Origin of the sequence: Clostridium yunnanense, from assembly GCF_016595795.1 — a bacterium.
In the GTDB taxonomy this organism is placed as follows: Bacteria; Bacillota; Clostridia; order Clostridiales; family Clostridiaceae; genus Clostridium_AR; species Clostridium_AR yunnanense.
This window is the reverse complement of the sequence record NZ_JAENHN010000023.1, coordinates 1-16,043: the sequence shown is the minus strand read 5'-3', so window position 1 is coordinate 16,043 and position 16,043 is coordinate 1. Positions and strand designations below refer to the sequence as shown.

Genomic DNA, 16,043 nt, shown 5'->3' with positions numbered 1-16,043 from the left:
TGAATTAATTAACATTATAAAGAAAATAATATTAGTATATTTGTCATAAATATAATTATATTTATTATATTTACCATTTAATAATTAGGAGGAGTTCCATGAAAAAAGAATATGAAGCTTTGTTCAAGAGAATTGTTAAGGCATATTATGAAGATGACTTTGACAAAGTGGTGAACGAGATAATCAGCGACCCTAACTTTGATAGGGAAGAAGCAAAATCTATTATAGCTACATTATGCGGAGTGGATGTTGATAAAGATGATAATTACCTTTATAATCTAAAAAAAGCTATAACTGACTATAAGGTAAAAGAAAGAATAGTTGAAAAGGTTGGAAGCTGCTCAGATCATTGTAAGGATAAAGACTCAGGACTTACAAAGTGCCAATTAGCTTGCCCATTCAACGCTATTGTTGAAGATAAGAACTTTGGTAATACTTACATAGATGATACTCTTTGTGTTGAATGCGGACTATGTATTGATGCTTGTGATAGCGGTAATTTCATTGATAGAATAGAATTCATTCCAATCATGGAATTATTAAAAAACAACAAGAAGGTAATAGCTGCAGTAGCGCCAGCTATTTCTGGTCAATTTGGTGACGACGTAACCTTAGATCAGCTTCGTTCTGCATTTATAAAACTTGGCTTTTCAGATATGGTTGAAGTTGCATTTGCTGCTGATATGTTGACCATAAAAGAGGCTGCTGAATTTGATAAACACGTCAGTAAGGATGGAGGATTACTTATAACTTCTTGTTGTTGCCCTATGTGGGTTGGGATGTTAAAGAAAGTTTATAGCGATTTAGTAAAAGACGTATCACCTTCCGTATCACCAATGATTGCCGCTGGAAGATTAATTAAGACATTAAACCCTGACGCCAAGGTAGTCTTCATAGGACCTTGCATAGCTAAAAAAGCAGAAGCAAAAGATAAAGATATAGATGCTGCAATCGACTATGTACTAACCTTTGAAGAATTAAAAGGTATTTTCGACACTTTGGATATTAAGCCTGGTGAATTACACGGTGTTCCTTCAATTGAATACGCTTCAAGAGGAGGTAGACTTTATGCCAGAACTGGTGGAGTATCAATAGCTGTTTCTGAAGCAATTGAAGAACTTTTCCCAGAAAAGCACTCAATTTTTAAAGCTGTTCAAGCAAACGGGGTAAAAGAGTGTAAAGCAATACTTGAAAAAGCTCAAGCAGGTGAAGTTGATGCAAACTTTATAGAAGGTATGGGGTGCATAGGAGGCTGTGTAGGTGGACCAAAAGCTCTAATACCAAGAGAAAACGGAAGAGAATTTGCCAATAAGGTCGCATATGATTCCCCAATAAAAGTAGCTACACATAGTGATATAATGGCTCAGGTATTAAAAGAACTAGGGATAAACTCATTAAAGGACTTTCAAGATAAGCAAAAAATAGAAATATTCGAGAGGACCTTTTAAAGACTATAGAAAATAATTTATACTTTAAAAACCACTATCAAATTGGATTATCCAAGATATTATGATAGTGTTTTTTTTTATCTTCAAACCATTGATAGTCCATCCTCCCCCAAAATTGCAACTATATCTTTATAATCCATCCTTTCTAGTTAGGTTCTTAAGTATTTCTCATTGGGACTGTAATCACCTACCTATTGGATATCAATATGTAAATTTTACATTGCTATATTTATTAATTTGAACTAAAATTATTATACAAGCTTCCATATGTATTTAACATTCTATTTTACAATTTATATAGTGAATTTTGTACAACCTTCATATTAGCTTGTTCTTCATAATAGTTTTATTTGAGGTATTAATGAATATTAATGAGGTGATTTTTAATAATGTTTAAAGATATAAAGGCAGCAATATTTGATTTAGATGGTACTCTGATAGATTCAATGTGGATATGGGAAAAAATTGATACTGATTATTTAATAAATAAGGGGTATGTAAAACCTGAGAATCTTAAGGATGAAATAGGTCATCTTAGCTTTGAGCAAACAGCTATCTATTTTAAAAACAAATTTAATATCTCAGATACAGTAGAAGATATTATGAAAGAATGGCACTCTATGGCCGTTGCACACTATACTAAAGACGTAAAATTAAAACCTGGTGCAAAGGATTTTTTAATGAAGCTTAAGTCTTTAAACATTAAAATAGGACTTGCTACATCAAATTCTCAAGAGTTACTTAAGGCCGCATTAGAGGCTAATGGAATATATGAATTGTTCGATACCATAACAACTACTGATGAAGTTTCCAGAGGTAAAAACTTCCCAGATGTGTATCTGTTATCAGCTAAAAAATTAGGTGCTAACCCCCATGAATGCGTGGTTTTTGAAGATATTCTTCCTGCAGTTCAAGGCGCTAAGGCAGCAGGCATGAAAGTTGTAGCTGTTTATGATGAGTCTTCAAAAGATGATAAAGAAAAGGTAATTTCTTTAGCTAACAACTATATTGAAAGTTACTTAGATATTGTTATATAACTCCCCTGGATTTGTATAAACATGTCTAATACTACACTATTAAAAACTCCTGATTCTATTTAGGAGTTTTTATATTTTTCTTATTTTTACTAATTACATGTTTTTAATATTATAATTAGGACAAAATATTAAAAATAAGGTTTTTTTATCTTTGCATACAATGATGCACCAATTGCAAATAAAATCTATTCATCAAGTAAAATGCCATTAATAGTTAAGATGCTTTTTGATGTGTTTTTAAATCATAGAAGCCGGTCATGGTGATAGAATTTAAAAGCAACAAATTTTACTCTGATGTAGTACAACTATATAAAAGAAAGGTATGTTAATGAAATCTAAAAATTCTATTACTAAAAATATTTTTTATAAATTATTACTGAATATATTTAATATAGTAGTCCCGCTTATAATAGGACCATATGCCGCTACAGTAATTGGGCCAAAATACTTAGGTCGTATATATTATAGTGAGGCAATATATGTTTACTTTTTAATAATCGCAACCTTCGGTATATATAATTATGGACTTAGAGAAATTAGCAGGATTAGAGATGATAAAGAAAAACTTTCAAAATTATTCACTAGTTTATTTTTAATAGGCGTTATATCTAACACTTTATCATTAATTATATATATCTTGTTTGTATTTGTTAATTATTCATCACAACCTCAATTCCCAGTGCTCTTAATCTATGGTTTTACACTATTTAGTAACATATTTTATGTCGAGTGGCTATGTGAAGCAACTGAAAGTTTCAATTTTATAACTATAAAGACAATCATACTAAGAATATTTTACATAGTGCTTTTACTATTACTTGTTAAGAAATCTTCGGATTATTTAATATATGCAGCTTTAAATTCACTATTAGTCTTCTTCAATTATGTTTTCAGCTTTGTTTATATAAAGAAAAATATAAAATTTAATTTTAATAATCTGCAATTAAGAAAGCATATTAAACCGCTCCTAATCATTTTAATTATGTCAAATGCTTCTATTCTGTATAATCAGCTAGATAAATTATTACTTGGTTCTTATGTAAGTGAAATATCTGTTGGTTATTATAATATAGGTCAGATATTATCAAGCATAGTTAATACTATGCTTCTTTCTATAATACTTGTTACTATACCTAGATTATCAAATGTTATTGCATCAAATGGAGATGAAGCTTATGAGACCTTGTTAAACAAGGTAACTAATACCTATCTAGCTTTTCTCTTTCCTGCTGCAATAGGTATGATGGTCTTATCCAAAGAAATAATATTATTATTGTATAAATCGACTTATATTGAATCTGTAAATGTTCTTAGGATATTTAGTGTGTTTATAATATTAAGTGGACTTGATTTCTTATTAGTCAACAGCATTTTCTATGTGAAAAAGCAAGAAAAACTTGCTATGATTATAGTTGCATCTTTCGGCTTAGTAAATTTATTATTGAAGATAATACTGATTTATAGCAACCACTTAAATCATGTTACTACCATAGCTTCTACAACTACTGTAGAACTTGCGTTGGTAATAGTAGAGTATATAGTGATAAAAAAGTTTCTTAAAGTTAATTTGAATTTAATTTCACCAGAAAAAGTGAGATACTTACTTACTTCACTTTTATTTATACCATTATCTTTTATGGTAAAATTATTAATACATAACATTATATTAATAATCCTTATCACTATGTCTTTGTGCACATTAGTTTATTCATTAATTCTACTTTTCCTTAGAGATGAGTTTTTGCTCGAAGTACTAGAAAAGTTTAAAGTCAAATTAATAATAAATAAGCTTAAGCAATACAAAAAATAGTTTATTTATTGATAAAATCACTAAGTTTATGTCTAAATTAACTTTTACACTTTAATATAAAGTAAAAAGGAGTCTACAAAAAAGTAAACTCCTTTTTACACTTAATACCCAATAGCAGCAAGTTACTATAAGTAATTTAAATCTTATCTATGAATTTTCTTGCGTATACAGCTACTTTGCTATTAGACTCATAAATAATAGCTATTAAACCCCATGCAATAAAAATATATTGAAAAGGAAATATCTGCAACTGAGTTCTTAAAAACCACCCACCATATTGTATTTTATAAATTAATATAAATCCAAAAAACATAAAGAAGGTCGTAATTACAAAACTCACATCTTTTCTCAAAGCTTTAATCATACCTAATGCCATTATAGGAAACGTCACTACTAAAAAAATTGTTTCTGGATACATAATACGTAATATCATATATTTATATGAATTATATATTGTGCCACCAATATTTATTAGAAAATCTAAGTTAACTAAACTTAATATAACTCCGGAAAAAGCTTTTGCTATTCCTTGAGATAATATGTACCCCTTAATCATATTAAATATACTAAAGCCATACAATTTTGAGGACATAAAAATCAATCCACAAACTAGAGCTGCCATAGAAATCAATATTGCTACTATATTAATTTTTTTATTAATCAAGAATCTTACTATTAAATACAAAGTTATCAGCATTAAGGTCAATAATAATGCATATCTTCTTAAAAACCATAAACTTATTACTAATAATATAGCTCCTACTATACTAAATATCTTATTTTTAAATTTATTACTACATACTACAATATAAAATAATAAGAATATATTAATAGATATAAATATATCCCTCAAGGCAAAAGCAGAGAAAACTGCAAAAGTTGGCATTATTGCTATAAGAATAGAACTCATCTTAGCTATCTTCTCATTATTAGTGATAGTATAAGCAAAATTAAATATCAATAGTACAAAAATAACACTGAACAATATATTTATAAGCTTAACAGTTATAAATATATCACTATTGTTTATAAATTTTATAGAACCTATAAAAAAATTATAACCATATTGATTAATCCCGGTTATAGTTTTCAAATTGGGCCATTTAAAGTTTACAAGGGATTGGTATATGTAATCCCCAGTAGAATAATAAAATATTTCATCTGTCTGTGTATATGATAAAAATGTTCTGTATTTTATAAAATTATAGAACATTATTACTATGGAAACTAAAACTCTTAAGATTAAAGCTAAGCATGTTATTTTAATTAACGAATTTTTATATTCTTTATTCTTTTTTAATATATGCGCCACTATTGAAAAAGAAATAACTGAACATAATAGAATTGCAAATAATCCATAAGCTGTAGCTGTTGCAAACAAAATTACACTAGTAATAAAGAACATATTTTCATGATCACCTTTTATGTAAACCACGTTAAACAAAAATATTAAAGCAATTGAATAGAGTATTCCTTGCATAATACTTATAATAACTGTACTCAATCTTACATTTTTATACTGTATTTCATTATTATCTAGCGGTGATATATGAAAAACTTTATTGTTCTGATTTATTGTTTCAACATAATAGTCGTAAACATTATCAATTTCTTTATTGCTTAATCCATTAATTGAATTAAATCTAATTCTATATCTAGCTTTAACACCTTCCTCAGGCAAAATATTTATTTTAAATTTTGATATATATTTCTCGCAAAACTCATCATTTAAGATATTTATATCTTTTATCAATGATTTATCCACATTATCTGAAAGATTATTTTTACTATCAACTGTATATAGTTTAAAGCGCTTGTATTGCTCCACATTAGTATTTCTTAGAGAACCAAATATTACTGATAAAATGCAAATTACTAAAATGCAAAAAATCATTTTATATGTTTTGTTATTCATTACTTTCCCCTTTTAGCTTAGGAATTTCTTTGTTTAATCCGTTTAGTATCTTATCCTCTTCATAATTATCAAATTTACCTTTTTTTATTAAAATACAAAAGTCATCTTCAACTTCTTTATTATCTTTATAAATAACATTCGCATCATATTTCAATAAATCACTTATCTCTGCCTCAAACGCAATCGCAATAATCGTTTCATCTTCACCAATTATATTTTCCAATGGTTTATATACATAAGGTTTATTGTTATCTTTCTTATAGTTATCAATCCATATAGAAGTGTTAGGAGTAAATAATAAAATTTTATTATTAAATTGATTACTTTTATCATTTAATAATCTTTCTATATCTAAATATGTTAATCTAATTCCATTTCCCTTCTTAGTTATTGAGTATAACTTTTCCTTTCTCAGTTTGTAGATATTATACTGCTGTCGTTCTTCTGTACTTATACATGAATTGTACTTCAACTTTATATCTGCATTGCTCTTATCGTCAGTTGTAATGTATACAGATGTATTATCAATTTTTATACCATTATAAACAGCCATAGTCATTTCTATTCTATCATTATTACAAAATACACTTATGCTCTCTCCTACTACCTTACCGTTTGGCTTTACATTTATAAGAACGGCAACAAAAAATACTATTGTAAATATAATTAATACTATCCTGTTACTTTTCATACTCTTCTCCTAATAAGTTTGCCTTAACAATAGTTTTTACAATTTAATTGTTCTTTAGTTTTCTTTTAATGATTATTTCCTATTTATTTGCTTATATACCTATACATTCATAAAATAATTAGAATAAATTATGTTTTAGCTGTTACTGTATTAAAGAGTTTTAATATGCCTTAAAATAAAAAATGCTAGTAGAACTTTTATTTCTTACTAGCATTTAATCTATTTATCTTTTTTATATAGTAACCAACCTAGGGTACTAGCTATTGTCCAATACTTTTTATCTATTAGATCGTTTTTTAATTTCATCAAGCTAGATTTCTTATGGAAACCGAACCTGAAATAATTAGCCTTATACCTGATTAAAATCTTATTTGGCAATTTATAAGAGGATATCAAGTTATAAGCATGCACAGTTCCATTTATATTTTTTAATCTAACATTAAATGAATTTTTACTTAATCCATCTTCTCTATATTCACATAGATAAACAACTTTATTAACCCATCTCATTTTATAGCCCTGCTCAGCAATTTTTAAGAAAACTACAATTTCAGTCATAAAGTTCTCACCTTCAAACACCGGAAACTTATATTTCTTAAATATCTCGGTAACATATATCTCGGCCTTATCTTGGGTATATCCCATATTAAATGAGAAGTCAATATAATCGGCATCAATGAAGTCTTCATTTAATGTTTTTGTGATAGATTGCTTATCGAATCCTCCTTTTAGAGCTCCAATTCCTGAATACTCACTTCTTTCATTAACAGGTATACTATTCCATGCATCTACTATAGTTTTTAATGCATCTTCTGTTAATATATCATCTGAGTCAACTACGAAAAAGAGTTCACCACTCGCTATATCTGCTCCTTTGTTCATAGCAACATGTTTACCCATATTGTTTGACTTTACATATATAATCTCAATCAATTTATCGGCTTTCAATTTTTCCACTATCTGCTCTGTATTATCAATAGATCCATCATCATATATTATCCATTCAAAGTTCTTATGAGTTTGCTTTATTAATGATTCGTATAAATTAGTTAATAATTCACCTCTATTATAGGTAGGAGTAAATACAGTTATATCTTTAATCATTTCAATTCCCCCAATTTGATAAGGTACTTTACTTTCTTATTGCCTTCTTTAATTTGTACATAGAACAAATTAATGGTATCTCTAAATACAAATGAACATATTGAGATATCTTAAGCATAAAATTGTTAATCCAATTATTACCTATATAATTTTTAACATAATAGGTTTGAGATTTCATATAAATCTTATAATCCAGCTTCTTCTTCTTTACATTTGATAATTCGTTATCTTTAACATCATGTTTATGTATGTAAGACTCAGAAATCAATATCGCTGATTTTAAATCTCTTTTTTTTATTTTTCTACCCAGTATATCTTCCTCAAAATACAAAAATACATTTTCGTCTAAATACCCAAATTCTTTAAAAATATCATTTTTCATGATAAAAAAGGAACCTGGCATAACTTCAGTATATCCGATTTCACAATCATCTTTATCAAGCTCTATCTCACTATATGATTTTGATATCTTTAATACCTTTGATAATAAGCTGCTATTAGCTAATATTAGACTCTTAACATCATTAACTCTCCATCCCAAATTATTAAAAACTAACTTACCATTTAATAGAGTCACTCCAGTTATCCCAGCTAAATCACTTCTTTGTGCTAACTTATTACATATTTTAGTCAGCATTGCTTTTGTATTTAAAAAAACATCAGGATTCATTATTCCAATATATTTAATACCGCTGAAGTTTTTATTAGCAAATCTTATTCCTTCATTATTACCGTAAGAATATCCACCATTTCTCTCCGTCTTTAATAGATATACATTATCAAATGAAGATACACTTTTAGATATTTGTTCATAGGAATCATTTGGAGAATTATTGTCAACCACAATAATTTTAGCATTTATATTTAAGCTTATAAGATTATTTACGCATTGAATTGTCATATCATAATTTTTATAATTTAATATTATTAGCGCAAGCTCTTGAAGAATGTTATCATCCATTTATATACTCCTTTTAAATAACCGACACGTTTAAATAGATATTTTACCATAAACATCTTTCTTATAGTCTCTAATACCTTTTATAATCATTTTCAGCTTTCTTTTTTTATCTTGTTCGAAAAGTATTACTTTTAGAATTTCTGTATAAAAAGCTCTTTTATCAACCTTTATAAATTGGCTTTCTATTCCTTTATATTTATTCCATAAGTAAAATCTATTCCTAGTCATATAGTATCTTCTGATATAGTTATGATTGGTATATCCAGTTTTAAGTAAAAGAAGATCTTTTTCATCAGCATTTCCACAACGATGCAATAGTTTTGCACCATTTATTTGAATTAATTCATAGTTTAGATTTTTTAACTTAAAGCAAAAATCAAAATCAACACTATCAATAAACAACTTTTCTTCAAAATAATTAACCTCTTTAAAAACCTCTGTTTTTACCAAATTACCAGATGTAATGCACACATCAATTTGTTTATATGACTTATCATTCAAATCAGATTCTTTATCATTTTCAGAAATCTCAGTATAACCAGTTTCTATATGAACAGTAGTTAAACTAACAACCTTATTCTTCTTTTCATAATCTAGTGCTTCATATGTATTAATCATTGCTTCTACCATATTTGTAGTTGAGATACTATCATTATCCATAGTTAGTACCCACTTAGCTTTCAATTCCTCTGCTCTTTTAACACCACTGTTTAAAGCACTTGCAATACCAAGGTTTTCGCTATTATATATAACTTCTGTTTTCTCTCCACCTTCTAGAGATTTTAACACACTAATAGTTTCTTCATCTGATCCATTATCTACAATTATAACTTTATCCACCTGATCTACTATCGAATTAAAGCATTTTAAGAAATCCTCACCAATATTATAAGTAACAATCACGCAACAAACATCATTGTGCATACTTTTTTCTCCTAACTCTACAGTTTTCATACTTCTATGATTTATATACCTCAAACTATCTATAAATCAGTATTAAAATGATCTTTTTCGTGAAATCAACTCAGATCTCAACTCTTTTTATAATAACACATACACTAATATTAAAAAAGTCGCTGAAGTAACCTTCTTCAGTGAGCTTTTTTAACGCATCTGCCGTTTCGAATTTATATTAAGAAAATTGAGTAGGCTAATAAGTTTTATAATCTCCTATACAATAAAAAATGTTTTTCACCGTCCACGCAAATAAACTCAAATCATTTATAATCATTTCCTATTTAAATCAATTTAATCACAATAATGGAACTTTACACAACATGCTTAATAGTAAAATTTAAAGCTTATTACCCGATTAAAATATCCTAATAATAAGCTTTACTTTTAAGCATATAAGCATCAATAATTTTATATATTACATTTTAAAGTTTGTTAATTAGCTTTTTAAGCGTTCTTGCCAATCTACTATCGGAATCGTCAATCATTGCCACTAACCCCCATGCTATAAACATGTATTGAAAAGGGAATATCTGTAATTGAGTTCTTAAAAACCATCCACCATATTGCATTTTATATATGGCTATGAACCCTACAAACATAACTATTATAGTAATTACAAAACTGATATCCTTCTTTAACCCTTTGATGAATCCTAAGCACATAATAGGAAAAGATAAAATTAAAAATATCGTCTCAGGATATATAATTCTCAAAATCAATGATCTTGTTGATTTGTAGATAGTCTCACCACTGTTTATCAAGAAATCTAAGTTAACTATGCTTAGAATTATTCCTGAAAGGAATTTTAATATTCCTTGTGATTGCACATAAGACCTCAGCATGATAAATATATTAAAGGCATATATCTTAGATGCAACTACTATTAAACCTACAGCTAGTAATAAAATAGACATCAATATAGCTATTATATTTATCCTTTTATTTATTAGAAATCTTATTACTACATATAAAGCTACTAACATTAGTACCAATAACAATGCATAATGTCTTAAATACCATAATCCAATCATTAAACTGAAGCATATAACAACATTTCTTATCTTGTTTGTTGATTTGTTCATTAAAATAACTTCATATAATATTAAAAATATAATTATTGAAATAAATATATCTCTTAATGCAAAAGATGAGAATACTGCAAATGTAGGCATTACAGCCATCATTAAAGCACTTATTTTAGCAACATCATAATTTTCTGTAACACTATAAACAAATTTAAATACCAGTAATACAAAAATAACACTAACTAAGATATTTATAATTTTAACACTCATAAAAATGTCGCCATGATTTATTAGCTTAACTACTCCCATGAACAAATTGTACCCATATTGGTCTATTCCTGTTATAGCTTTAAGATTCGGCCAAGCAAAGTTAACCAATGACTGATATATGTAATCGCTAGAAGAATAGTAGAATATTTCATCAGTTTGAGAATATGAGAGCAAAGTACTATATTTATAATAATTGTACATAAGCATTGCAGCAGTCACTAGAATTCTTACTACTAAAGCCAGTACCGATAATTTTATTAGAGTTTTTTTATATTCTTTGGCCTTATTTATTATGTTGTAGCAAATTATTACGGCAAGTGCTACTGCTAATACGGCAGCAAATAAATTAAACACTTTTGATATCAAAAATACCACTATGCTTAAAGCTCCAAATATATTTTCATTTATGCTTAATGGCTTTATTATTCTATATAAAAATAATAATATAAATGAATAAAGTAAAGCTTGTCCAATATTAATAAGCGTAGAGTGGAGCATTATATTTGTGTATTCAACATTATCATACTCAGCAGGTGAAATATGAAAAGCAACACTACTTTTTTTCAGCATATTAACATAATCATCATAAACCTTACTCATTGCTTGACTATCTAGTCCACCTTCTGAAGTAAACCTTATTCTATACCTTGCATTAATTCCTTCTATTGGTAACACATTAACCTTAAAATCGCCTTTATAACTTTGGCCAAAGTTTTTATTAAATACATTTAATTTTTTTAGAACTGCTTTATCAACAATATCAGAAACATTATTATCAGAATCTATTGAGTATAACTTAAAAACTTTATATTGTTCAACGTCATTTTTCTTTAAAGTCCCTACTAATACGGACAATATAGAAATCACTATAATACAAAGAATTAACTTGTATTTATAATTAATCTTATTTACCATTATTATCCCCTTTAAGATCATCAATCTTCTTCTTTAAATCACTATATATTTTTTCCTCTGTATCTTTCTTAAATAAACTCTTTTTTATTAGAATACTTAAAGTATCTTTAATCTCATTATCATCTTTATTAATAGTATTTAAATCATAATTAGCCATATTGTCTATTTCTGATTCAAACAAAATCCCTGTAACCGTTTCATCGCTATTTATAATCTTTCCTACGCCATCATATATATATACTTTACCATTAGTCTTTTCTTTTTCAAACCAATGACTTGTGTTAGGCGTAAATATTAAGATATCATTATTAAAAGAATCTTCCCCACTATTTAGATGTTTTTTAATTTCCGAATAATCTAGCTTCTTTCCAAGTCCCTTTTTGTCTACGGAATATAAGTTTTCCTCTTTTAAATTGTATATATCGTACATAGCTTTTTCTTCAGTTGTTACTACTGATGCATATTTTAACTTTACATCTGAACTATCTTTGTAATTCTCAGTGTAAAACATGTTTACACCATTCTTTTGTAAGGAGTCTTGCAAAGCTAAATTAACTTCCAATCTACCAGCATCAGAAAATACACTTACTTTCTTTGCTTCAGTACCCTTTCTTGGTACTACATTAATGAAAACAGCGACTAAAAATACCAATGTAAAAATCCCTAGAATTATTTTATTTTTCTTCATAGACTTCTCCTACCTAATACTTTTTGATAATACTTTTCGAGATTTTTAACATAGTCATCTATATTATAATTCTCCTTTAAATAGTTATAGGCATTACTTTCTATACTACTACGAATATCAGCATTATCATATATATATAACATACTATTTACTAATTCCTCTTCCGATCTTTCGCTTATCATTATACCATTTTCTCCATTCTTTATTAACTTTGCAAGTCCTGCAACTGGAGTTGATATAACCAATTTCTTCATTGCCATAGCTTCTAAAACTGCGATAGGTAGCCCCTCTCTTACAGATGGAAGAACGAAGCAGTCAAAAATATTCATATAATCGTAAACATTCTTCTGATATCCAGCAAAGATCACTCTATCCTCCAAATTCAGTTGTTTAGTAAGTTCTTCTAATTGTTCCCTTTCATCTCCATCTCCGACTATTAGTAGCTGCGCATTTTCATTAGTCTTAGCAACAACTGAAAAGCTTTTTATCAACAAGTCCGCTCCCTTAACAGCTATAAGCCTTCCTAAGAATCCAAAGATGAACTTTTCCTCATTTATTCCAAGCTTCTTCTTAAACTCACTTTTATCACTTACTACAACCTTGTTAAATTCGTTAAAATTAAATGCGTTATCCAAGTAAACTATCTTATCTCTATCTGCAGATGTATTATTTTCTTCATAATAATCTTTTACTAATTCAGAGCAAGCAATAGACAGATCATATCTATTTCTAAAATAAGCATCTATAGATTTCATTATTTTATTAGTCTTCATCCATGTATACGTGACATGAATATGTGATATCATAGGAACTCCATGCCTTTTAGCTGCTATATATGATGCTATCGAAGGCTTCACATCATGTCCATGCACCAAATCTATATTGTATTCTTTTATTAACTTACTTAGTTTATTTATTTCAAATGGATTTAACTTATTTATATTTATTATAAAACTTTTAATCCCCTTCTCTTCATAATATTTCTTTAGTTCTTCTCCTGAGCAAACTGCATAGCATTGATAATTTTCGTTAAGATTTGTACTAATATCTGCTATTACTTTCTCAGCTCCACTTAATCTCCCAGTGGCTACCACATGAAGAATATTTATCTTACTCATATTTTCCTCCTATATATATATCATACATCATCTTCTCATTATTTTTAGTTTATCCCTTAATTGTACAACAAACTCTCTTGCAATCCAATTATTAATATTTTTCCTTGTTTCTCGTTGATATCTTATTAAATATAAAAAGATATACAAATGCATATCTCTTTAATTAATATACCAGTATTGGATTTTAATATCAATAATTATAGCATTATTTGTGACTATATCCTATGAAACCCACATAATATATTATATAAATGCATATTTATAAACGAAATATTTCATCGATAATCTTAATAAAACAAAAAAATACGCCCACAAATAAATCCAACAGATCTTGTGAGCGTAAAATAACAATTATTTATTTTCTTTCAACACCATACTTAGAAGCTAATTCTTGAACAAAATCAAGATATTTTCTTTCTTGTCTTTGTTGAATTAATTCATTTACTACATCCTTCTTTACTTCATCAAAGCTTTTAACAACCGCTGAGTTCTTTGAAGCTACCTTTATTAAGTGGAACCCAAATTGAGTTTTTACTGGTTCACTTACTTCACCTACAGGTAAATTAAATGCTGCTTCTTCAAACTCTGGAACCATCATTCCCTTAGAGAACGCTCCCAAATCCCCACCTTGTTCGCTTGAAGGACAAGTTGAATACTCTGATGCTGACTGTTCAAAAGATTTCTTACCAGAAAGTATATCTTCTCTTATTTCCTTTAATTTATCTTCAGAATCTAAAAGTATATGCTTAGCTGAAACAGTCTCAGGTTCCATATAAGCTTCCTTATTTTCTTCATAATACTTAAGTGCTTCTTCATCTGTTACAGTTACTTCCGAAAGAACCTTATTGATTATTATTTGAGTCAATATGTCTTTCTTAACTTTTTCCATTTGGCTTAAAAATTCTTGAGATTTATCAAATTCATTATCTACACCAAACTTATATAATAATTCAAAGCTTATAACTTGCTCTAATAATTGTTTTCTACCCATTTCACTGGCAAAAACGCCTCTTCTATTTTCAGGGTATCTTTCTATTACTTCCGTTAGATCTCTTTCAGTTATTTCATTTCCGCCAACTATAGCTAGTATATTCTTATCCATAAATAATCTCCTTTTCTCAGTAAAACTTTAATCTTTATAATCATATCACAAATAGATTAATATTCATATTTTTTATTGTTTTCATTAAAGATTAGCCTAAACATTTTAAATTACTAGTTTTAGCTATCGTTAATTTTTATACTCTTCTCTAAGATAAAAAAAGTATTTAATAAATTAATAATTGGAGCTGAAGCTTATATTATATAATTATCTTGTTGATATATAATAATTATTCTTATATAATAATTAAAAAAGACTATTTGGAGGTGCTAGATACCAATGGAATTAAATACATTAGCTAAAGATTTTTCTATCGTAGGTTCCGATGGGAATATTCATAAATTAAGTGATTATAGAGGCAAGAAAGTAATACTATATTTCTATCCTAAAGATAATACACCTGGCTGCACAAATCAAGCTTGTGATTTTAGAGATAATTATCAGCAAATCTCAGACTATAATGCTATAGTCTTAGGAGTTTCTAGAGATTCTCTAACTTCCCATGATAAATTTATAACTAAATTAGGATTGCCTTTTATACTATTAAGTGATGAAAATCAAGAAGTATGTAACATGTATGATGTCATAAAAGAAAAGAATATGTATGGCAAGAAGTCTCTTGGAATCGAAAGAAGTACTTTTTTAATTGACGAAAATGGAATACTAATAAAAGAATTTAGAAAAGTTAAAGTCAAAGATCATATAAGCGAAGTACTAGAAATCCTAAAAGCCATGTAAAATATGTATTTATATGCTTATGTATATGAATGAAGGCTAAGAATTGACTTAATTCTTAGCCTTCATTTATAATCATGAAAATCATCTATAATATTTCTTTAAAATATAAAGAAAGCATAGTACTAAGTACTATGCTTTTGGTGGCCAGACCAGGAATCGAACCAGGGACACGAGGATTTTCAGTCCTCTGCTCTACCGACTGAGCTATCTAGCCACATTTACCTAGCGACCACTTACTCTCCCACACAGTCGCCCATGCAGTAC

The 16,043-nt window shown here is 27.8% G+C and carries 13 protein-coding genes and 1 tRNA gene; 4 read left to right on the top strand and 10 right to left on the bottom strand.

The features are described 5' to 3' along the window. Nucleotides 1–98 precede the first annotated feature (98 nt). The 3 genes from JHL18_RS06550 (at nt 99) to JHL18_RS06540 (ending at nt 4,295) form a co-directional block, all read left to right on the top strand. Nucleotides 99–1,448: a [Fe-Fe] hydrogenase large subunit C-terminal domain-containing protein gene (locus tag JHL18_RS06550; protein ID WP_200267331.1), complete on the top strand. Its 1,350-nt coding sequence runs from the start codon at nt 99–101 to the stop codon at nt 1,446–1,448. A 389-nt stretch (nt 1,449–1,837) separates the two neighbouring features. Continuing rightward, complete coding sequence (locus JHL18_RS06545; RefSeq protein ID WP_200267329.1) at nt 1,838–2,485, top strand: HAD family hydrolase; 648 nt, start codon at nt 1,838–1,840, stop codon at nt 2,483–2,485. 322 nt (nt 2,486–2,807) lie between these two features. Continuing rightward, nucleotides 2,808–4,295, top strand: coding sequence for an oligosaccharide flippase family protein (locus tag JHL18_RS06540; protein WP_338025453.1), 1,488 nt, complete (start codon nt 2,808–2,810; stop codon nt 4,293–4,295). 136 nt (nt 4,296–4,431) lie between these two features. On the opposite strand, the gene JHL18_RS06535 is transcribed toward JHL18_RS06540, so the two are convergent. The 9 genes from JHL18_RS06535 to JHL18_RS06495 all read right to left on the bottom strand — a co-directional run bounded on the left by JHL18_RS06535 (nt 4,432) and on the right by JHL18_RS06495 (nt 15,041). After that, complete coding sequence (locus JHL18_RS06535; RefSeq protein ID WP_200267325.1) at nt 4,432–6,210, bottom strand: hypothetical protein; 1,779 nt, start codon at nt 6,208–6,210, stop codon at nt 4,432–4,434. Continuing rightward, entirely contained in the window at nt 6,203–6,901 is a 699-nt protein-coding gene (locus JHL18_RS06530) for a hypothetical protein (protein WP_200267323.1), read from the bottom strand. The genes JHL18_RS06535 and JHL18_RS06530 overlap by 8 nt, the downstream gene beginning before the upstream one ends. Nucleotides 6,902–7,120: 219 nt before the next feature. Beyond that, a complete protein-coding gene (locus JHL18_RS06525; RefSeq protein ID WP_200267321.1) occupies nt 7,121–8,005 on the bottom strand; it encodes a glycosyltransferase family 2 protein in 885 nt (294 codons plus the stop codon). 28 nt (nt 8,006–8,033) lie between these two features. Further along, on the bottom strand, nt 8,034–8,966 hold the full coding sequence (locus tag JHL18_RS06520; RefSeq protein WP_200267319.1) for a glycosyltransferase: 933 nt from the start codon (nt 8,964–8,966) through the stop codon (nt 8,034–8,036). Between the two features lie 30 nt (nt 8,967–8,996). Continuing rightward, complete coding sequence (locus tag JHL18_RS06515) at nt 8,997–9,890, bottom strand: glycosyltransferase (protein WP_200267317.1); 894 nt, start codon at nt 9,888–9,890, stop codon at nt 8,997–8,999. A gap of 455 nt (nt 9,891–10,345) precedes the next feature. Further along, nucleotides 10,346–12,133, bottom strand: coding sequence for a hypothetical protein (locus JHL18_RS06510; protein ID WP_200267315.1), 1,788 nt, complete (start codon nt 12,131–12,133; stop codon nt 10,346–10,348). Next, the gene (locus JHL18_RS06505) at nt 12,123–12,821 is read right to left on the bottom strand and encodes a hypothetical protein (RefSeq protein ID WP_200267313.1); all 699 of its coding nucleotides are present in this window, start codon (nt 12,819–12,821) and stop codon (nt 12,123–12,125) included. The genes JHL18_RS06510 and JHL18_RS06505 overlap by 11 nt, the downstream gene beginning before the upstream one ends. Beyond that, on the bottom strand, nt 12,818–13,939 hold the full coding sequence (locus JHL18_RS06500) for a glycosyltransferase family 4 protein (RefSeq protein WP_200267311.1): 1,122 nt from the start codon (nt 13,937–13,939) through the stop codon (nt 12,818–12,820). Before JHL18_RS06500 ends, JHL18_RS06505 begins: the two co-directional genes overlap by 4 nt. Before the next feature lie 355 nt (nt 13,940–14,294). Then, a complete protein-coding gene (locus JHL18_RS06495) occupies nt 14,295–15,041 on the bottom strand; it encodes a peptidylprolyl isomerase (RefSeq protein WP_200267309.1) in 747 nt (248 codons plus the stop codon). Between the two features lie 279 nt (nt 15,042–15,320). Between JHL18_RS06495 and JHL18_RS06490 the strand changes: the two genes are divergently transcribed. Further along, nucleotides 15,321–15,779, top strand: a complete 459-nt coding sequence (locus JHL18_RS06490) for a peroxiredoxin (RefSeq protein ID WP_200267307.1) — start codon at nt 15,321–15,323, stop codon at nt 15,777–15,779. Nucleotides 15,780–15,917: 138 nt separating this feature from the next. On the opposite strand, the gene JHL18_RS06485 is transcribed toward JHL18_RS06490, so the two are convergent. Next, a tRNA-Phe gene (locus JHL18_RS06485) sits at nt 15,918–15,993 on the bottom strand. Between the last annotated feature and the right edge of the window lie 50 nt (nt 15,994–16,043).

Coding starts and splice junctions, on each gene's coding strand:
- JHL18_RS06490 (WP_200267307.1), top strand. CDS start 15,321: ATGGAATTAAATACATTAGCTAAAGATTTTTCTATCGTAGGTTCCGAT.
- JHL18_RS06545 (WP_200267329.1), top strand. CDS start 1,838: ATGTTTAAAGATATAAAGGCAGCAATATTTGATTTAGATGGTACTCTG.
- JHL18_RS06515 (WP_200267317.1), bottom strand. CDS start 9,890: ATGCACAATGATGTTTGTTGCGTGATTGTTACTTATAATATTGGTGAG.
- JHL18_RS06535 (WP_200267325.1), bottom strand. CDS start 6,210: ATGAATAACAAAACATATAAAATGATTTTTTGCATTTTAGTAATTTGC.
- JHL18_RS06550 (WP_200267331.1), top strand. CDS start 99: ATGAAAAAAGAATATGAAGCTTTGTTCAAGAGAATTGTTAAGGCATAT.
- JHL18_RS06500 (WP_200267311.1), bottom strand. CDS start 13,939: ATGAGTAAGATAAATATTCTTCATGTGGTAGCCACTGGGAGATTAAGT.
- JHL18_RS06530 (WP_200267323.1), bottom strand. CDS start 6,901: ATGAAAAGTAACAGGATAGTATTAATTATATTTACAATAGTATTTTTT.
- JHL18_RS06525 (WP_200267321.1), bottom strand. CDS start 8,005: ATGATTAAAGATATAACTGTATTTACTCCTACCTATAATAGAGGTGAA.
- JHL18_RS06495 (WP_200267309.1), bottom strand. CDS start 15,041: ATGGATAAGAATATACTAGCTATAGTTGGCGGAAATGAAATAACTGAA.
- JHL18_RS06510 (WP_200267315.1), bottom strand. CDS start 12,133: ATGGTAAATAAGATTAATTATAAATACAAGTTAATTCTTTGTATTATA.
- JHL18_RS06520 (WP_200267319.1), bottom strand. CDS start 8,966: ATGGATGATAACATTCTTCAAGAGCTTGCGCTAATAATATTAAATTAT.
- JHL18_RS06505 (WP_200267313.1), bottom strand. CDS start 12,821: ATGAAGAAAAATAAAATAATTCTAGGGATTTTTACATTGGTATTTTTA.
- JHL18_RS06540 (WP_338025453.1), top strand. CDS start 2,808: ATGTTAATGAAATCTAAAAATTCTATTACTAAAAATATTTTTTATAAA.